The organism is Methyloceanibacter methanicus (genome assembly GCF_001723285.1).
Classification (GTDB): Bacteria; Pseudomonadota; Alphaproteobacteria; order Rhizobiales; family Methyloligellaceae; genus Methyloceanibacter; species Methyloceanibacter methanicus.
Genome location: NZ_LPWG01000010.1, coordinates 260,874 through 279,415, shown reverse-complemented (window position 1 = coordinate 279,415; position 18,542 = coordinate 260,874). Strand labels below are relative to the sequence as shown.

Annotated in this window: 16 protein-coding genes and 2 pseudogenes; 12 read left to right on the top strand and 6 right to left on the bottom strand. The window is 64.4% G+C overall.

The annotated features are described in order from the left end of the window. The first annotated feature begins 61 nt into the window (after positions 1 to 61). Positions 62 to 450, top strand: a pseudogene (locus AUC68_RS06280) (DUF779 domain-containing protein). On the opposite strand, the gene AUC68_RS06275 reads toward AUC68_RS06280, so the two are convergent. From AUC68_RS06275 to AUC68_RS06250, 6 genes are all read right to left on the bottom strand, one after another. Next, the gene (locus AUC68_RS06275) at positions 447 to 2,198 is read right to left on the bottom strand and encodes a cation:proton antiporter domain-containing protein (RefSeq protein WP_069436832.1); all 1,752 of its coding nucleotides are present in this window, start codon (positions 2,196 to 2,198) and stop codon (positions 447 to 449) included. The pseudogene AUC68_RS06280 and the gene AUC68_RS06275 overlap by 4 nt on opposite strands. 264 nt (positions 2,199 to 2,462) lie before the next feature. Next, a complete protein-coding gene (locus AUC68_RS06270) occupies positions 2,463 to 2,840 on the bottom strand; it encodes a hypothetical protein (protein ID WP_069436831.1) in 378 nt (125 codons plus the stop codon). Positions 2,841 to 3,081: 241 nt separating this feature from the next. After that, positions 3,082 to 3,684 (bottom strand): sarcosine oxidase subunit gamma, encoded by a 603-nt coding sequence (locus AUC68_RS06265; protein ID WP_158008249.1) that lies wholly within the window; start codon positions 3,682 to 3,684, stop codon positions 3,082 to 3,084. Then, positions 3,677 to 6,652, bottom strand: a complete 2,976-nt coding sequence (locus tag AUC68_RS06260; RefSeq protein ID WP_069436829.1) for a sarcosine oxidase subunit alpha family protein — start codon at positions 6,650 to 6,652, stop codon at positions 3,677 to 3,679. Before AUC68_RS06260 ends, AUC68_RS06265 begins: the two co-directional genes overlap by 8 nt. Position 6,653: 1 nt before the next feature. Then, entirely contained in the window at positions 6,654 to 6,917 is a 264-nt protein-coding gene (locus AUC68_RS06255) for a sarcosine oxidase subunit delta (RefSeq protein WP_069436828.1), read from the bottom strand. A gap of 11 nt (positions 6,918 to 6,928) precedes the next feature. Beyond that, complete coding sequence (locus AUC68_RS06250; RefSeq protein ID WP_069436827.1) at positions 6,929 to 8,179, bottom strand: sarcosine oxidase subunit beta family protein; 1,251 nt, start codon at positions 8,177 to 8,179, stop codon at positions 6,929 to 6,931. A gap of 193 nt (positions 8,180 to 8,372) precedes the next feature. Between AUC68_RS06250 and AUC68_RS06245 the strand changes: the two genes are divergently transcribed. From AUC68_RS06245 to AUC68_RS06200, 11 genes and pseudogenes are all read left to right on the top strand, one after another. Continuing rightward, the gene (locus AUC68_RS06245) at positions 8,373 to 9,329 is read left to right on the top strand and encodes a GlxA family transcriptional regulator (protein ID WP_069436826.1); all 957 of its coding nucleotides are present in this window, start codon (positions 8,373 to 8,375) and stop codon (positions 9,327 to 9,329) included. Positions 9,330 to 9,414: 85 nt separating this feature from the next. Continuing rightward, on the top strand, positions 9,415 to 10,131 hold the full coding sequence (locus AUC68_RS06240; protein ID WP_083240521.1) for a helix-turn-helix domain-containing protein: 717 nt from the start codon (positions 9,415 to 9,417) through the stop codon (positions 10,129 to 10,131). Positions 10,132 to 10,248: 117 nt separating this feature from the next. After that, complete coding sequence (locus AUC68_RS06235; RefSeq protein ID WP_069436825.1) at positions 10,249 to 11,139, top strand: class II glutamine amidotransferase; 891 nt, start codon at positions 10,249 to 10,251, stop codon at positions 11,137 to 11,139. Positions 11,140 to 11,141: 2 nt separating this feature from the next. Further along, a complete protein-coding gene (locus AUC68_RS06230; RefSeq protein WP_069436824.1) occupies positions 11,142 to 11,831 on the top strand; it encodes a GltB/FmdC/FwdC-like GXGXG domain-containing protein in 690 nt (229 codons plus the stop codon). Continuing rightward, positions 11,831 to 13,156, top strand: coding sequence for an FMN-binding glutamate synthase family protein (locus tag AUC68_RS06225; RefSeq protein WP_069436823.1), 1,326 nt, complete (start codon positions 11,831 to 11,833; stop codon positions 13,154 to 13,156). Before AUC68_RS06230 ends, AUC68_RS06225 begins: the two co-directional genes overlap by 1 nt. Positions 13,157 to 13,252: 96 nt before the next feature. Continuing rightward, positions 13,253 to 14,517 (top strand): annotated as a pseudogene (gene glnT / locus AUC68_RS06220) (type III glutamate--ammonia ligase). Then, entirely contained in the window at positions 14,517 to 14,978 is a 462-nt protein-coding gene (locus AUC68_RS06215; RefSeq protein WP_069436822.1) for a GNAT family N-acetyltransferase, read from the top strand. The pseudogene glnT and the gene AUC68_RS06215 overlap by 1 nt, the downstream one beginning before the upstream one ends. Positions 14,979 to 15,240: 262 nt before the next feature. Then, positions 15,241 to 15,801, top strand: a complete 561-nt coding sequence (locus AUC68_RS06210) for an efflux RND transporter periplasmic adaptor subunit (RefSeq protein ID WP_158008248.1) — start codon at positions 15,241 to 15,243, stop codon at positions 15,799 to 15,801. A gap of 11 nt (positions 15,802 to 15,812) precedes the next feature. After that, positions 15,813 to 16,199 carry an HlyD family secretion protein gene (locus AUC68_RS06205; RefSeq protein ID WP_141701118.1) on the top strand — a complete coding sequence of 129 codons (387 nt, stop codon included), beginning with the start codon at positions 15,813 to 15,815 and terminating at the stop codon, positions 16,197 to 16,199. Beyond that, positions 16,123 to 16,350, top strand: a complete 228-nt coding sequence (locus AUC68_RS18865) for a permuted SH3 domain-containing protein (protein WP_483127779.1) — start codon at positions 16,123 to 16,125, stop codon at positions 16,348 to 16,350. Before AUC68_RS06205 ends, AUC68_RS18865 begins: the two co-directional genes overlap by 77 nt. A 26-nt stretch (positions 16,351 to 16,376) precedes the next feature. Beyond that, on the top strand, positions 16,377 to 18,503 hold the full coding sequence (locus AUC68_RS06200) for an efflux RND transporter permease subunit (protein ID WP_204376972.1): 2,127 nt from the start codon (positions 16,377 to 16,379) through the stop codon (positions 18,501 to 18,503). Positions 18,504 to 18,542: the final 39 nt, after the last annotated feature.

Sequence of the window (18,542 nt, the reverse complement as noted above, 5' to 3'; positions counted from 1 at the left end):
CGAACCTTCAGCGGCCTGGCGGGACCCCCCGCCGGGCCGTCCTGTCATAAGGGGTAGAGCGATGGTAGAGCGGGTTTTGGCGACGGACGGGGCGCTCCAGCTGATCGAAAAGCTAAGAGCCATGCATGGGCCCTTGATGTTTCATCAGTCGGGCGGGTGCTGCGACGGCTCGGCCCCGATGTGCTATCCGGCGGACGAGTTCCGGGTGGGCGCAAGCGATGTCCAGCTCGGAGAGATCGGCGGGTGTCCCTTCTATATGAGCGCCGACCAGTTCGACTATTGGAAGCACACCCAGTTGACGATCGACGTCGTCCCGGGCCGCGGGTCCGGGTTTTCGCTCGAAGCGCCCGAGGCGTCCGGTTTCTGACCCGTAGCCGCGTGTTCACGGACGAAGAGGCCGATGCGCTCGCGCCGCCGCGAGCTAGACGTCTCGGCATGGTGCGGCGCTAGCGCCCGCGAATGGGACCGGCATTCGCCATCCCGGTCACCGCATCGGTCAGTGGCCGCTCCTGCGCGTTCAATTCGCCCAGCATGGCCTTGCCGATCTCGTGCTCGCCCATGACCACGAAATCCGCGCCATGCTTGGCCAGGTGGTCGATTTCCGCCTCGGAATGGGCGCGGGCCACGATCCGGAGTTTGGGGTTGATGGCACGGGCCTGCTCGACACTTGCCCCCCTTCCGAAGGCATCGGGAATGGCTACCAAGAGACAGCGGGCCTCGTTGAGGTTGGCCGACTTGATGACCTCGGGGTCGGCCGCATTGCCGTTCAGGGCCTCAACGCCATTCGCGTTCAGATCGGCGGCATCTTCCGCATCGTCCTCGATGATGTAGACCGGCACGCCTCTTTCGAGGAGGGCCTTCGAAACGAATCGTCCAACGCGCCCATGGCCGACAAGCACGACATGGTTCGTCAGCGTCGTCTCGGGGATCGTTCGCGGGGTCGGCGTCGCCTCCTCTGCTTCTTCGCCCTCTTCGCTCTTTGCGTCCGGCGAAGCCTCCTCGATCCGCGCGCGATCCCGCCACTCGTAGTAGCGGTCGAGGGCGGAGAACAGGAGCGGGTTCAGCAGGATCGTGATGATCGACCCGGCCAGGATCAAATCGCGCCCCTCGTTCGGCAAGACTCCAAGCGCAAGGCCAAGACTTGCCAGAATGAACGAGAACTCGCCGATTTGAGCGAGCGATGCGGAAATCATCAGCCCCGTGTCCGACGACTGTCCAAACAGGCGCACCACCCCGAAAGCCGCGATGGACTTCGCAATGACGATGATGGCCACCGTCGCCAGAACCGCGAGCGGCTCCTCGACCATGATGGACGGGTGGAACAACATGCCGACCGAGACGAAGAACAGCACGGCGAAGGCGTCGCGCAAAGGCAGCGACTCCGTCGCCGCCTGCTGGCTCAGCTGGGACTCGCTCAGCACCATGCCGGCGAAGAACGCGCCGAGAGCCAGGGAGACCCCGAACAGCTCGGCCGCCACATAGGCAAAGCCAAGCGCAATCGACAGGACCGCGAGGCGGAACAGCTCGCGGCTCCCCGTATGGGCCACGTAGTGGAGAAGCGCCGGGATCACCTTCTTGCCGACCACAAGCATGGCCAGGGTGAAGACGAGCAGTTTGCCCACCACCTCGGCCACCTGCCGTGTCATCTCGATCGCGTCGGGAGGGGCTTCGCCTTGGAACAGCCCGGTAATGGCGGGCAGCAGAACCAGGGCCAGCACCATGGCGATGTCCTGAACGATCAGCCAGCCAATGGTGATCTTGCCGCGCTCGGTCTCGAGAAGGCGGCGCTCCTGCAACATGCGTAAGAGCACCACGGTACTGGCGACGGACAGCGCGAGCCCGAAGATGAAGCCGGCGGCGGGGCTCCAACCAAGTGCCCAGCCCACGGCCATGCCGAGCGGCGTGGCGACGAGACCTTGGGCAATCGCACCGGGAATGGCGATGGCACGCACCGACAAGAGGTCCTGCACCGAGAAATGCAGTCCGACGCCGAACAGAAGCAGGATGACCCCGACCTCGGACAGCTGGTTGGCGATGTTCTGATCGGCGCCCACCGCGGGGGGGAAGCCGATGACGATGCCGGCCACCAGATATCCCACGAGCGGCGGCAGCTTGAGGCGATGCGCCAGGACGCCGAGGCTAAACGCGAGCACCAGACCAATCGTCAGCGTGGAAACGAGAGGCGGCACGTGAAGCATTATTGGAGGCCCCAACTATCTGGCTTGTTTTCCGAAGACACAGGGGGCACAGCGTCTCAATGAATGCCGTAGACCGCAATCCCCCGGGGCGCAGAACCGTGTCCCCGCGACAATGTGGTACGCCCGATTTCATGTAAACGACATTTTGGCGCCGCCGCCCCGCTCGAAACGACACAGAGAAGCGCGGCAAAACCCGTTCCGCCAGAACAAAGGGCAGGGAAAGCGGTTCCCTGCCCTTAGCTCTTGCAGGTCACCGTTCCGGCGCTACATCGTGGACGCGCCGATGACCTCATGATCGGTGATCACGCAGTGCCAGGAGCCGACCGCCGGAAATTCGTGCAGGTCTTGCCGCTGCTGGAGGAACTGCATGGCAGCCATGTAGCCGCCGCGGCCAAGGCATGCATTGGGCGACATGGCGTCGGCCAGGAAATCCATCGGGACAGGAACGTCGATGCAGCCCGTCGCCAGGAGCAGGGCCCTGCGCTCATCGGCGGTCATCGATTTCTCGTTGTCGTAGATCTTGCCCTGATTGATGGGCTGAAGCGGCGTCTCGACGGCACGACAAGCCTTGACGATGAGTTGGACGTATACGGTTTTTTCCTTGTCCGTGCCCATGCGGGTCGGTTGATCGGAGTCTGCCATGGCTGCCCCCCCGCAAAGCAGGGAGCCGAGCGCAAAGGCGATAATCGCGGGACATTTCATAATCGGCGTCTCACGTTTCGAGAGCTGACGGCCACGCCCTCATGGAGAATCTCGCTTGCGGCTGGCCGGCGCCGCTCCGGAGCTGATGCCCCGATCTCCCCCAACGTTCAATTCTAACGGGAATTGCCAGATTTCCCAAATGGGGCGGGACTGCTTGCGGCGATTTCGGGAGCGCCGGCGGTCACGATGTCGTGACGACTTCGAGGCCGAACGCGGCGGCCGCGCTACGCAGCCAGCCCCAAAAACTGCCGCCCACGCTCCGAAAAAGGGCGATGTCGTAGGCCTCCCCGTCCCGCCAGAGCAGGGCGCCCATGTGGCCAATCGTGCTTGTCGCCGCGGCACCATCGCCAAAAACGCGGGGGTCGAGATCCAGAGCGAGCCCTTTGGCGAGCACCGCGCGGACTTCGGGCCCCTCGAGCCGAATGATGGCACGCCCGCTGCTGTGATCGGCCACGGAGGCAAGGCCCTTGAGCCTCTCCGCCAGATCGTCTGCCAAGGCCTCGTTCGCCAGCGTCTCGGACACGGCAAACCATTGGCCGGGCCCGATGCCGATGAAACGCACGCCTGGGCCGACCGCAGATCCGGGGCCGCTCGGCAGCACGGCGCCATAGGCCGCTTTGACGGCCGCCGTCAGGTCAGCCTCGTGTCCTTTGCGCGCGGCAATGGTGGCGAGGCCGATATCCCGCCGTTCGGATGCGACGACACCCGGTTCCCCATCCTGCTTTCCGTAACGCCCGGGGGACACGATGCCATGAAGCGCCGACATGGATTTCAGACTAGACACGCAACCGCTCCCCATCCGGATCGACAAAATGCGGGCTGCAGACCTCGGCCAGCGTCTCGCTCCCCCGCAAGGGATCGCACACCTTCAGCACCTCTCCGTGGCGCGCCGGCCCATTAGACAGCATGGCGAGCGCGACGAAGCTCTTCAGCTCCGGCGAATAGGCCTGGGAGGTCACGTAGCCCTGATCGTTGGCGGCCACGGCATCGGCCCCTTTCGGCACGAGATGCGCGCCCGCGCTGACGCGTACCTTCGGGTCCAAGGGTTTGAGGCCCACGAGCGCGGCGCGCGCCGGTTCGTTGAGGGCCTCACGCTCGCCCAGGAAGCGGCCGACGAAGTCCTTCTTCTTGGACATCATCCTGCCGAGCCCCAGATCGTGGGCCGTGGTCTGCCCGTTGAGTTCGGGTCCGGCCGCGTGCCCCTTCTCGATCCGCATGACGCCCAGCGCTTCGGTGCCGTAAGGCGCAATCCCGTGCGCGGCGCCCGCATCCATGATGGCGCGGATCAAACCGTCGCCATAGCGCGCGGGCACGCCGATCTCGTAGGCGAGCTCTCCCGAAAAAGATAGCCGGAACAGCCGCGCCGGGACGCCGCCACAAATCTTGAATGTACCGCAGGCCATATAGGGAAAGGCATCGTTCGAGATGTCCTGGCCGGAATCGAGCAAGGCCGCGATCACCGCGCGGGCGTTGGGGCCGGCAACCGCGTACTGCGCCCATTGTTCGGTGGCGGACACGGTCTGAACGTCGAGCTCGGGCCACAACACCTCCTGGCAGAACTCGAGATGTTGACTGACCCGAACCGCGTTCGCCGTTGTCGTCGTCATGTAGAAATGGTCTTCGGCCAACCGCGCGGTCGTGCCGTCGTCCATGGCGAAACCGTCTTCGCGCAGCATCAGCCCGTACCGGGCCTTGCCGACGGCGAGTTTCGAGAATCCGTTGATATAGACCTTGTCGAGGAACGCCGCCGCGTCGGTCCCTTGAACGTCGATCTTGCCGAGGGTCGAGACATCGCACACGCCGACATGGGCGCGCGTATTGGCGACTTCGCGATTGACGGTCTCCTGCGCGCTTTCCTCTGGCCGGGGAAACATCAGCGCGCGCATCCACATGCCGACCTCGACGAAGACGGCGCCCTGCTCCTCGGCCCAGCGATGGGACGGAGTCAGGCGCGTGGGGCGGAAGTCCGTCCCCCGATGGTGACCGGCGAGCGCCCCGATGCTGACCGGCGTGTAGGGCGGCCGGAAGGTCGTGGACCCGACCGCGCCGAGATAGCGCCCCGTGGCCTCGGCGAGAATGGCCGCACCGTTGAGGTTCGACGTCTTGCCCTGATCGGTGGCCATGCCCAGCGTGGTATAGCGCTTGACGTGGTCGGGAACGCGGAAGCCTTCCCGCGCGGCGAGCTTCACGTCCGACACGGCCACGTCGTTCTGGGAGTCGACGAAAGCCTTGCCGCGGCCGGTCTCAACCTGCCACACGGGCGTCGCAGGCGCGATTTGCCGATCCGGCGCGGGACGGCTGGGTGCCGAGGGAGAGAAGCCGCAATCCCTTGCGGCACCGGCACCCGCCGCCTCCCCGCTCGCCAGGCAGGCTTCCGTCGAGACCTCACCCACCGCCGCGCCCGCGACCCGCATTCCGGCCGGCAGGTCGCCGGGGACCAGGCAGGCACGGGAATCGTCCCATCTCGGTTTCCCGCCCAAATGGGTCGTGAGATTGAGCGCCGGGTTCCATCCTCCGGATATCGCCAGCAGATCGCATTTGATCGTCCGCGTTCCGCCCTGGTTGTCTCTGACGCCGACGACCCTGACACCGTGGGCGCCGCGCACCTTCTCGATGACGCCCCGGAGATAAAGCGCTCCCGTCCCGGCGGCGACCTGTTCGGCCGCGGCGGAACCTTGCGGCCGCGGATCGACAATCGCCTGCACGGTCAGCCCGGCATCGGCCAAATCCGTCGCCGTGCGCAGAGCCGCATCGTTGTCCGCGAAGATCACCGCATTTTGCCCGGGCGCCACGCCGAACCGATTGACATAGGTTCGAACGGCACCCGCCAGCATCACGCCGGGGCGGTCGTTGTCGCCGAAGACGATGGGACGCTCGAACGCGCCTGCGCAGACGATCGCCTGTTTGGCCACGATGCGCCACAGGCGCTGGCGCGGTGCGTGCTCCGGCGGGACGGGAAGATGGTCGCTCACCCGTTCCACGGCCGCATAGACCCCGCCGTCATAGGCTCCGAACACCGTCGTGCGGCGGAGGATCCGGCAGTCGGGCGGGCTCGAGTTTGGCCGCCGCGGCCTGCGCCCAGGCGCCCCCGATTCTCCGTCGACGTCGCCGCGTTCCGACAGCAGGCGGCCGCCCAGCGCGAAGTCCTCGTCGCAGAGAATGACGCGCGCGCCGGCCTTGGCGGCGGCAAGCGCCGCCGACAGCCCCGCGGGCCCGGCGCCGATCACGAGCACGTCGCAAAACGCATTGGTCTTCTCGTAGCTGTCGGGGTCGGCCTGTTTGGACGGGTAACCCAGCCCGGCCGCGCGGCGGATCATGGGCTCGTACAGCTTCTCCCAGAAGGCTGCGGGCCACATGAAGGTCTTATAGTAGAAGCCGGCGCCGAGCAGTGGCGCCGCGAGCTGGTTGAGCGACAGCAGATCGGCTTTCAGCGACGGCCAGCGATTCTGGCTCGCAGCCTCCAGACCGTCATAGAGTTCGATCGTGGTCGCCCGGGTATTCGGTTCGCGGCGGGCCCCTTGACGCAGTTCCACCAGCGCGTTCGGCTCTTCGGAGCCGGCCGTGAGAATGCCGCGCGGGCGATGGTATTTGAACGAGCGCCCGACCAGCCGGATGCCGTTGGCAAGGAGCGCCGATGCGAGCGTATCGCCCGGATGACCGGTGAGTTGCTGGCCGTCGAAACGGAACGACACCGTCGTGCCTTGGTCGACGAGACCGTGTCCGCGCAACCGGTTGGTTTGCCGACCGGCCATGTCAGCACCCCTTCCGCGCGAACGCGACGTCCAGAATTTCGTGTGTCACCGTATCGCGCGTCACTTCAAGCCAGGCGTGGCAGCCCGCGCCGTGGTGCCAAAGCTCCTTGTGCGGTCCCGCGGGATTGTCGCGGAGATAGACATAGTCGACCCAGGCCTCCGCGGTGTTTTCGTCGAGACTGTCGGGCCGCTTCACCGTGGCATCGCCGCGATAGGTGAATTCGTCCAGGGCGCGTTCGCCGCAATAGGGACATGTGATCCGCATCGCTTTCGTCCTCAATGAAGATTGGGCTGGGCGCCAACGCCCTTTTCGTCGATCACCCGTCCCGTTCCGAAACGATCGAAGCGGTAAGCGGTCGCGTGAGGGTGGGGTTGGCCGGTCGCGATCAGATGCGCGAAACACCAGCCGGCGGCGGGCGTGGCCTTGAAGCCGCCGTAGCACCAGCCGCCATTGAAATAGAGGCCCTCGACGGGCGTGTGGTCCATGATGGGCGATCCGTCCATGGACATATCCAGCAGACCCGCCCAAGAGCGGAGAATGCGCAAGCGGCCAATGGCCGGCATCAGGGCCATGCCGCCCTCGGCGACATCTTCCACGGCGGGCAGGTTTCCGCGCTGCGCATAGCTGTTGTAACCCTCGATGTCGCCGCCGAACACGAGCCCGCCCTTGTCGGACTGGCTGCAATAAAAATGGCCCGCGCCGAACGTGATCACGGTGTCGAGCAGCGGCTTGATGCCCTCGGTGACGAAGGCCTGCAGCGCGTGGCTCTCGACCGGAAGGCGCAAGCCGGCCATTTGGGCGACCCGGCCGGAACTGCCCGCGACGGACAGCGCGACCGTCTTCGCGCCGATGAAGCCCCTTTCGGTTTCCACGCCGAGAATGCGTCCGTTCTCGATGCGAAAGCCCGTCGCCGCGCAGTTCTGAATGATGTCCACGCCAAGGGTATCCGCGGAACGCGCATAGCCCCAGATGACGGCATCGTGGCGGACGGTTCCGCCACGGGGCTGAAGCAGGCCTCCGCGCACCGGGAACCGGGCGTTATCGAAGTCGATGAACGGCACGAGCGTGCGAACCTGTTCCCTGTCCAGAAGCTGCGCATCCGCGCCGTGCAGGAGCATGGCGTTTCCCCGCCGAACGAACGCGTCGCGCTGCCCGTCGGAGTGGAAGACGTTCAACACGCCCCGCTGGCTCACCATGGTGTTGTAGTTGAGATCTTGTTCGAGCCCTTCCCAGAGCTTCATCGACCATTCGTAGAAGGGCTCGTTCTCAGGCAGCAGATAGTTCGACCGGACGATGGTCGTGTTGCGCCCGACATTCCCGGATCCGAGATACGACTTGTCGATCACCGCGACGTTGGTGATGCCGTGTTCTTTGGCAAGGTAATGCGCCGTGGCAAGCCCATGCCCGCCCCCGCCGACGATCACCACGTCGTAAGCAGGCTTCGGCTCGGGCTCCCGCCAGACCGGTTTCCAATTGCGGTTTCCGGTGAGCGCATTCGCGACAAGGCTTGCGATCGAGTAACGCATGCCCGCAAGTGTGCGCGACTTTCGCCCGCTTATTTGACATTTTGCGACGCATATTTGACCTATTGCGCAGGCACGAGATTTTTCAATCTTCTGGCCCGGGCCGCGGTTGCCGCGACGGCGACGCCCCCCGCCTTGCCGCAACGAGGCATGACGGTCCGGACGGCCGGCGCCAGGTTCGAACTTGGAACATACGATGACCCGCGACGACACACAGCTTACCGTTGGCTTTCTGCTCGTTCCGGACTTCGCACTCATGTCGTACACGGCGGCCATCGAGCCGCTGCGGGCCGCGAATCTCTTGTCCGGCAAGCCCTTGTATCGATGGTGGCACGCGGCTCCGTCCGGAGAGATCGTCACGGCGTCCAACGGCGTCGGAGTCGTTCCGGACTGCAGTGTGCGCACCGAGCGCCGGGCCGACATCGTCTTCGTGTGCGCGGGTGGAAATCCCGCGATGTTCGATGACCGGACGACGTTTGCCTGGCTCCGGCGTCTCGCACGCAAAGGCACGGTGCTTGGCGGGATTTCCGGCGGTCCGTTCCTTCTGGCCCGGGCCGGACTTCTCGACCGGCGCCGCGCGACGCTTCATTGGGAGCACCTGCCGGCCTTCCGCGAAGCCTTCCCGGACGTGGCCGTCGTGCCCTCCCTGTTCGAGATCGACGGCAACCGGATCACGTGCTCCGGAGGCATTTCAGCGCTCGACATGATGGTCGCGCTGATCGAGCGGGATCACGGGCGTCCGCTGGCGGCGGCGGTCGGCGATTGGTTTCTCCACACCCATATCCGCGAGGGCTACGGACCGCAGCGCCTCGACCTGCGTTACCGGCTGGGGGTGGCGGACGAAAAGGTTCTGAGGGTCCTCGGGCTCATGGAGATGAATCTCGAGACGCCCCTGACTCGCGGAGAACTCGCCGAAGAGGCGGGCGTTTCACTGCGTCAACTCGAACGCCTCTTTCAGGTCCATGTGGGCCACGGCATCCACAAACACTATCGGTGGCTTCGGCTCGAGCGCGCACGGCACCTGTTGCGAGAGACACTGCTCCCCGTGCTCGACGTGGCGTTGTCGACCGGCTTTTCGTCGGCAAGTCAGTTTTCGCGCGCTTACGTCAAAACGTTTGGCGAACCGCCGAGCCAGACACGGTCGCGCTCGTAATTTGTCGCGCGTCCCAAATTATTGGTGCTAGGCTTGCGTGTATCTGACCAACGACCTTTTTCGGATTGCCCCCGAAAGGGAACTGATGACGTCTCGGCTGACCACAAAGAAACTTCGCGCGCGGACCCGTGCCCAGCGTTCGACGGATCCCAGGATTGCTGGGGATGACGCCGCCCTGGACGGGTCACTGGCGGACACGTTCTACGTGACCGGTTCGAACGCGCCTACGACCGACCTCAATCTCGAGGCTTCGATCGGCCGGCGCGTGCGGATGCTCAGGCAACGCCTCCAACTCACGGCAACCGACCTCGCAGCTCAAGCGGGACTCTCTCCAGGCATGCTGTCCAAGATCGAAAACGGTGGAATCTCGCCGTCTCTCTCGACGCTTCGATCGTTGTCCGAGGCACTTCACGTGCCCATGACCAGCTTTTTTGCGGATTTCGAGGAGCGGCGGGACTGCTCCTTCGTGCCGGCGGGGCAAGGCGTGCGCATCGAGCGCCGCGGCACCAAGGCCGGCCACCACTACGAACTCCTCGGCCATTCGCTCTCAGGCGACATCGTCGTCGAGCCCTACCTCATCAAGCTGGATGCCGATGCGAGCACCTACACCCAGTTCCAGCACGAGGGTATGGAGTTCATCCACATGCTGACCGGGAAGGTCATCTACCGCCACGCTGACAAGCTTTATCCTCTGTCGCCCGGAGACTCGCTCTTCTTCGATGCCGGCGCCCTCCACGGACCAGAGGAACTCGTTGAGACGCCAATGACTTACCTCTCAATCATCGTCTATCCGCGCCAATAGACGGATCGTTGTCCACACCGATCTGTTTTCTTCTTAGGAAATATTATTTCTTCTGGGTTGACGCCGGCCCGCGCTTCGTCGCATGCTGCCTAGCGTTGAAACCCGGAGGTGCAACCGATGTGTGGCATTGTTGGACTCTTTATTAAGGACCCCGCCCTCGAGCCGGAGCTTGGCCGCCTGACGGCCAGAATGCTCGAGACGATGACCGACCGCGGCCCCGACAGCGCGGGCTTCGCCGTCTATGGCGCAGGCACGGACGGTCAAACCAAGATCACTCTGCGCGGCGTCGCGGCAGACGCGATCGAGGAGACCGTGACAGCGATCGAGAGCGCCTTTCCCGGCGCGACCGCGGTGTTGCACGACACCCATGCGGTTGTCTCGCTCTCGAGCGGCGACGCGAGCCATCTCGGCGACTGGCTTGCCGAGAACAGCCCCGAAACGGAAATCGTGGGACGGGGCAGCCGGATGGAGATCTACAAGGAAGTCGGCTTGCCGGCGGATGTCGCCTCCCGGTTCGGGTTGGCCACCATGCGTGGCACGCATGCGATCGGTCATACGCGCATGGCCACCGAATCCGCGGTCACCACGGACGGCGCCCATCCCTACTCCACGGGTCAGGACCAGTGCCTCGTGCACAACGGCTCGCTCTCGAACCACAACAACCTGCGCCGCGTTCTGCGCCGCGAAGGGATCGCGTTCGAAACCGAGAACGATACGGAGGTGGCCGCCGGCTATCTGTCCTGGCGGATGCGCGAGGGCATGTCCCTCGGCGACGCGCTGGAGGTCGGCCTGACCGATCTCGACGGCTTCTACACGTTCGTTGTCGGCACCGAGAACGGGTTCGGCGTTCTGCGGGACGGCATCGCCTGCAAGCCCGCGATCATGGCCGAAACCGACCAGTACGTGGCCTTCGGGTCCGAGTACCGCGTCCTTGCCGACCTGCCTGGTATCGGCCAGGCGCGAGTCTGGGAACCGGAACCCGCAACTGTCTATTTTTGGGAGCGCTAGGAATGCCTGAAGTCGATCTCGGCATCACGCCACTGAGAGAGCTCAACGGGACACTGCATAATCTGCCTGCGGACACGAACGAGACGCACTGGATCGTTGACAATCCCGCAGGCCGACATGCGATTGCCGCGGGGCTCGACGCGCCGCTGAAAGTCGAGATCAACGGCCCTGTCGGCTATTACTGTGCCGGGATGAACAAGCTCGCCACGGTACAGGTCCATGGCAGTGCCGGCGTCGGTGTCGCCGAGAACATGATGAGTGGCTTCGTGCATGTCAGCGGCGATGCCAGCCAAGCGGCCGGCGCAACCGGCCGCGGCGGGCTGCTTCGGGTCGACGGTAACGCCTCTTCCCGCTGCGGCATATCGATGAAGGGCATCGATATCGTCGTGAAGGGCTCCGTCGGCCATATGAGCGCATTCATGGCTCAGGCCGGAAATCTCATCGTGTTCGGCGATGCCGGGGATGCCCTCGGCGACTCCATTTACGAAGCCCGGCTGTTCGTCCGGGGCAATGTGAAGAGCCTCGGAGCGGACTGTATCGAGAAGGCGATGCGCGACGAGCACAAAGCCGCCGTGCACGACATCCTCACCCGTGCCGGCATCAATGGCCAAATCGATCCTAGCGAGTTCAAGCGCTACGGATCCGCGCGCAAACTCTACAATTTCAACGTCGACAACGCTGGGGCCTACTAATGGACGCGACACCGATCACCACGCCACGCAAGTCGGCGACATTCGACGACTACACGCTTTCCGAAATCCGGCGGGCCGCCGCGACCGGCATCTACGACATCCGCGGCGGCGGCGCCAAGCGCAAGCTGCCGAATTTCGACGACCTGCTCTTTCTCGGCGCCTCCATGAGCCGGTATCCGCTCGAGGGTTATCGCGAGAAGTGCGAAACCGACGTGTGGCTCGGCACGCGCTTTGCCGAGAATCCAATTCATCTCAAAATCCCCGTCACGATCGCCGGGATGAGCTTCGGCTCGTTGTCGGCCCAGGCGAAGGAATCACTCGGCCGCGGCGCGAGCAAGATGGGAACATCGACAACGACCGGCGACGGCGGCATGACGGAAGAGGAGCGCGGACACTCGTCGATCCTCGTCTATCAGTTGCTTCCCTCGCGCTACGGCATGAATCCCGACGATCTGCGCCGGGCCGACGCGATCGAAGTGTCATTGGTCAAGGCGCGAAGCCCGGCGGGCGGCGGCATGCTGCTCGGTCAGAAGATTTCGGACCGTGTGGCACAGATGCGGACCTTGCCGAAGGGAATCGACCAGCGCTCGGCCTGCCGCCATCCTGACTGGACCGGCCCGGATGACCTGGAAATCAAGATCGAGGAGCTTCGCGAGATCACCGACTGGAAGAAGCCCATCTACATCAAAGTGGGCGCCTCCCGGCCTTATTACGACACGGCCCTCGCGGTGAAGGCTGGGGCGGACGTGGTCGTTCTCGACGGCATGCAAGGCGGCACCGCGGCAACGCAGGAAGTGTTCATCGAACATATCGGCCTGCCGCTTCTGGGCGCCATCCGGCCCGCCGTGCAGGCGCTGCAAGACCTCGGCATGCACCGGAAGGTTCAGCTCATCGTTTCCGGGGGCATCCGCACCGGGGCCGACGTGGCCAAGGCTCTTGCGCTCGGCGCGGACGCCGTGTCCGTGGGTACGGCGGCGCTCGTTGCAATCGGCGACAACGATCCGGCGCTCGAGGAGGAGTATCAGCGCCTTGGCACGACGGCTGGTGCCTATGACGACTGGCATGAGGGCAAATGCCCGGCCGGCATCAGCACGCAGACCCCCGAGCTCGCGGCGCGACTCGATCCGGCGCTTGGGGGACGGCGCCTGGCCAACTACCTGGCGGTGCTGACGCTTGAAGCCCAGACCATCGCGCGGGCTTGCGGCAAGAGCCATGTCCACAACCTGGAACCTGAGGATCTTGTGGCCCTCTCCGTCGAGGCCGCGGCCATGGCGCAGGTGCCCCTGGCCGGCACGAAATGGATTCCGGGAGTGACCGGCGCATAATTTCATTGAAGACATTAGGCTCGCCTTCGCGAGCCTTTTTCATAAGGAAGGGACGACTATGGCGATCGATCTTGCAGCGGAAGCCGCGACCGGGGCATCAAGTATTTTCTCATCTCGTTTGTCGACCTGTTCGGCACCTTGCGGGCCAAGCTGGTCCCTGCTTGCGCGATCACCGACATGGCCGAAGACGGGGCGGGATTTGCCGGATTTGCGAGCTGGCTCGACATGACGCCGGCGACCCGGACATGCTCGCCATCCCTGACCCCGAAAGCCTTATTCAGTTGCCCTGGAAACCCGAAGTCGGCTGGCTCGCAGGCGACCCCGTCATGAACGGCAAGCCTGTCGATCAGGCTCCGCGCAACGCGCTCAAACGGATGCTCGAAAAGGCAGAGAACGCCGGTTACACCATGAAGACCGGCGTCGAGTGCGAATATTTCCTCGTCAGTGCGGACGGCGAGGCGCTCAGTGACCTGACGGACACCCAGTCCAAACCCTGCTACGACCAGTCCGCCTTGATGCGCCGCTACGACGTCGTGAAAGAGATCTGCGACTGCATGCTCGAGCTGGGCTGGGGTCCCTATCAGAACGACCATGAGGACGCCAACGGCCAGTTCGAGATGAACTGGGGCTTCGACGATGCCCTCAAGACCGCGGACCGGATGGTGTTCTTCAAATACATGGTGAAGGCCATTGCCGAGAAGCACGGGCTGCGCGCGACATTCATGCCGAAGCCGTTCAGCCACCTGACCGGCAATGGCTGCCATATGCATATCTCGATGTGGCAGGGCGACAAGAACGTCTTCGAGAACGAGGACGACGCGATGGGCCTGTCGGGGGATGCGTATCACTTCATCGGCGGCATGATCGAACATGCCGACGCCATGTGCTCCATTACGAACCCGACAGTAAACTCCTACAAGCGCATCAACGCACCGGCGACCTCGTCGGGGGCCACATGGTCGCCGAATACCGTGACCTTCGCCGGGAACAACCGCACCCACATGATCCGCGTCCCTGGCGGCGGCCGGTTCGAATTCCGTCTCGCCGACGGTGCGACGAACGCGTATCTGTACCCCGCCGCCGTTCTCGCCGCCGGTCTCGACGGCGTGGCGCAGAAGATCGACCCTGGCACCCCGCTCGACATCGATATGTATGCGGAACCGCACAAAGCGCCCTCCAACGTCAAGAAGCTGCCGCTCAATCTGCTCGACGCACTCCGGCTCACCGGCGCTTCGGCAATGTTGCGGCGGGAGCTGGGCGACGAACTCATCGACGCGTACATCAAGCTCAAGATGAAGAACTGGAACGAATACGCGCGGGAGCTGACGAGTTGGGAGCGCGCCAACACACTGGACTGCTAGTGCCGGAGGACCCACGAGTCCTGATCCGCGACCCGGAGCCGGGCGACGAGGCCGCCTGGCGCCATCTCTGGTCCGGCTATGTGGCCTTCTATGAAGCCAGCGTGCCCGAGGCAGTGACGGCTCAGACCTGGGCGCGCATCCTCGATCCGGACAGTCCCGTGTTCGCAACGCTCGCCCGGCTCGACGGCACGGTCCTGGGCTTCACGGTCTCGGTCCTTCATCCCTCCACATGGACGAGCGCCCCAAGCTGCTACTTGGAAGATCTCTTCGTCGCGCCGCAAGCGCGCGGCCGGGGTGTCGGGCGCGCACTGCTCGACGACCTCGTCTCCCGGGCGAAGCAGAACGGTTGGAGCCGGCTCTATTGGCACACGAAGGCCACCAACGAGACGGCCCGGCGGCTCTACGACCGCTACACGCAAGCGGACGGTTTTGTACGGTACCGTCTCTCGTTTCCGGCTTAGCCGCGCTGGATGCATCATGACGTCGCTGTCGAGTTAACGATGCGGCCCACGAGGGCTGGTCATCGACCCGCGCGCCGATCAAATCCTGGTTATAGGGACGGCTCATCCTGGCTCCGTTCCGCTTCTGCCCCTAAATTCGGCGGTGGAAGCGGTAAGCCCGGCCGCTTGACCTTTCTTCATCGTAATGTTCTGAGCGGGGGGCCTGGACTACCATTGGCTACCATGTCGCCGACGCAACCGTGAGAGTTCGATGGACTGGCGCTTGACGACCACGACCCGCAGCCGTTCCGGTCTGCGCCGGAATGCCCTCGGTAGCCTGGCGCTCGCTGCCGTCTGCGTTGCCGCCGCGGCGTATCCCGATGCGCCGGCGGACGCGCAGCCCGTTCCGCCGGTCGAGACCGAGACGGTGCACAAATCGCCCGTGATCCGGAAGCTGGAACTGTCGGGGAGCGTGTCCTCGCCCCATGCCTCGCAGATCTCCACCTTGGTGGCGGGGCTCGTGAGCACGGTCCATTTCGACAGCGGCGCTTTCGTGAAAAAGGGCGATCTCCTGCTGGAGCTCGATTCGGAGCTTGAGGAAGCCGCGTTCGAGCAGGCCCAAGCACATGCCGCCCAGGCCGCCGGAGAGGTGAAGGACGCGAAACGGCGCCTCGGGATCGCCGAGAGCCTCGCCAAACGGAAATACGGACCGCAAAACGAAGTCGAGGCCCGCCAGGCGGAAGTCGAAATCGACACCGCGACCTATGACAGCTACGTCGCAGAGCAGAAGCGGCGCGCGGTCCTCCTCGACCGTCACAACTTGCTGCGCCGTTTGACGGGGTGATCTCGAAACGGATGGTCGAAGTCGGCCAATGGGTGACGCCGGGCACGGCCGTGTTCGAGCTTGTCGCGATGAAGAATTTCCGTGTCGACGCGCCGGTGCCGCAGGACTACTACGCGCAGCTTCGCGACGGTGCCGATGTGGCCATCGCGATCGACACGCTGCCTGGCGAAGAGATTCCGGCCAAGATAGGGGCGCTGATACCGGTGAGCGATCCGGACGCGCGGACCTTCACGCTGCGGGTCCTGCCCACGCGCAAGAATATCCCCTACGCCCGGCATGTCGGCGCGCGTCCTCGTCGACCTCGACACGGGCCGGCGGGACGTGGTGGTCAGCCGGGACGCGCTGATCCGTTATCCGGATGGGCGCATCACCGTTTGGATCCTGAAGAACGATGGTGACAAGATGAGCGTCACCGAGCGCCGGATCGAGATCGGGCTTGCCTTTGACGGATTGGTCCAGGTGCTCTCCGGCCTTGAAGAGGGAGAGCGTGTCGTCGTGCGTGGCAACGAATCTCTGCGCGAAGGTCAAGCCGTCCGGCTGGCAAGCTAAGCCGCAATGGAAGAGAAAGGCTCTCAATGATTGAGCGGATCGTCCAACGCGGAACCCTGGTGACGGTGGCGGCGCTCATCGTCTGCGTGCTCGGCGTGGTGGCGGCGTTCCGCATTCCCGTACAGATGATCCCCGATCTCGAAGTGCGCACGGTCACGGTCCATACGCGCTGGCCGGGCGCGACGCCCCAGGACGTGGAGAAGGAGATCATCATCGAGCAGGAGGAATATCTCCGCTCGATTCCCAGTCTCGAACGGATCATCTCCCGCTCCTCCAGCGGCGAGGCGCGGATCGAACTGGAATTCCCGTACAATATCGATCTCAACGAGACCCTCATCCGCATCAACAATGCGCTGAGCCAGGTTCCCTCCTATCCGGAAGATGTGGACCAGCCGCGCGTGCGGGCCAGTTCGTTCAGCGCAAATTCCTTCATGTATTTCCGGGTGTCGCCCCTACCCGGCAATCCGCGCCATCTGAACATGGACATGATGCGCGACTTCATCGACGACCACGTGCGCGCGCGGCTGGAAAGCGTGAAGGACGTCTCGGACGTGCGCCTTGGCGGCGGCGCCGAGAAGCAGATTCAGATTCTGTTCGACCCCGCGGCGCTCGCCGAACGTAAGATCTCTCTGACGGATGTGCGCCGGGAGGTCGCCGCGCGCAACCGCGACACGTCGGGTGGCGAAATCGAAAGCGGCAAGCGGCGTTATCTCCTGCGCACGATTGGGCGCTTCGACGATCCCGACGACCTCAAGGATCTCATCATCGCCAGGCGCGGCGACAACATCATTCGGCTCGCGGACGTGGCCGATGTGCGGCTCGGCCATTTCGAGATCTACACCCGCGCCTATGTGAACGATCGGCCCATCATCTTCCTGTCGATCCGCCGCGAGGCCGGCTCGAACGTCATTGCCATCAAGGAGGCGGTGATGCAGGAGGTCGAGGAGATCAATCGCGAGATTCTGATTCCCGCCGGCATGGAGCTGACCCTGACCGCGGACGACGTCACCTATGTGCAGGCCTCGATCAGCAATGTGTGGACCAATCTTTCCATCGGCGCGGTGCTGGCGACGCTGGTGATGTTTCTGTTCCTGCGCTCGGCCAAGGCAACCGTGATCGGCATCCTCGGAATCCCGATCTGTACCATTGCCGCCTTTATCGGGCTGCTCGTGGCGGGACGCACGATCAACGTGATTTCGCTCGCGGGCGTGGCCTTTGCGATCGGCATGACGCTCGACAACACGATTGTCGTGCTCGAGAGCATCGATCTTGAGAGACGGCGCGGCCTCGGGCGTCTCAAAGGCGCGATCGAGGGCGTCCGAAAGGTCTGGCCCGCGATTCTCGCCTCGACGCTCACGACCGTGCTCGTCTTCGTTCCGATCGTGTTCATTCAAGAAGAGGCCGGGCAACTCTATTCCGACATCGCCATTGCGGTGTCTGCCTCCATCCTCGCCTCGATGGTCGTGGCGATCACGGTCGTCCCCACCGCGGCGGCGCATTTCGACCTGACGCCGAAAGACAATCACGCGGTGGACGCGGCCGATGGCGCTATCGTCAGGGGCGTGGGCTGGCTGATGGCGACGACGCTTCGGCGCGCCCTGTGCATCCTGGGGGTCGCGGGTGCGAGCGCCGCGACGATTCTGCTGCTGACCCCGCCGGCCGAATATCTGCCCGAGGGTGAAGAGCCCAAGATGTTCGCCCGTCTCAATGCACCGCCCGGATACAATCTCGAGACGGTGGAGAAGATCGGCGAGGATCTGCAGGCCTGGCTGATGCCATTCGTGAACGACGATCCGGAGCGCTTCCATCGCGGCGAGGCGGAAGTCCCCGCACTCAAATACTCCTTCCTGATGGTGGAGGCGGACGGCCTTCGCATCATTGGCGAGACCATCGATCCAAGCGACATCAACAAGCTGATGACGGTGGTGGGCGAGAGGTACCGGACCTATCCCGGGATGCAGGGCTTCGTCTCACGCGGCTCCATCATCACCAGCAATGACGGCGGCACGCGGAGCGTGAGCTCGATATCTCCGGACCGAGCTTGGAGGAGGTCTACGCGGTCGCCGCCACCGCCTATCGCCGCGCGGGTGAGATCTTCGACAATCCGCGTATCCAGGCCGACCCGGCGACGCTCACCCTATCCCAGCCCTTGATCGAGGTTCGTCCAAAATGGGAGCGGGCCGCGGAGCTCG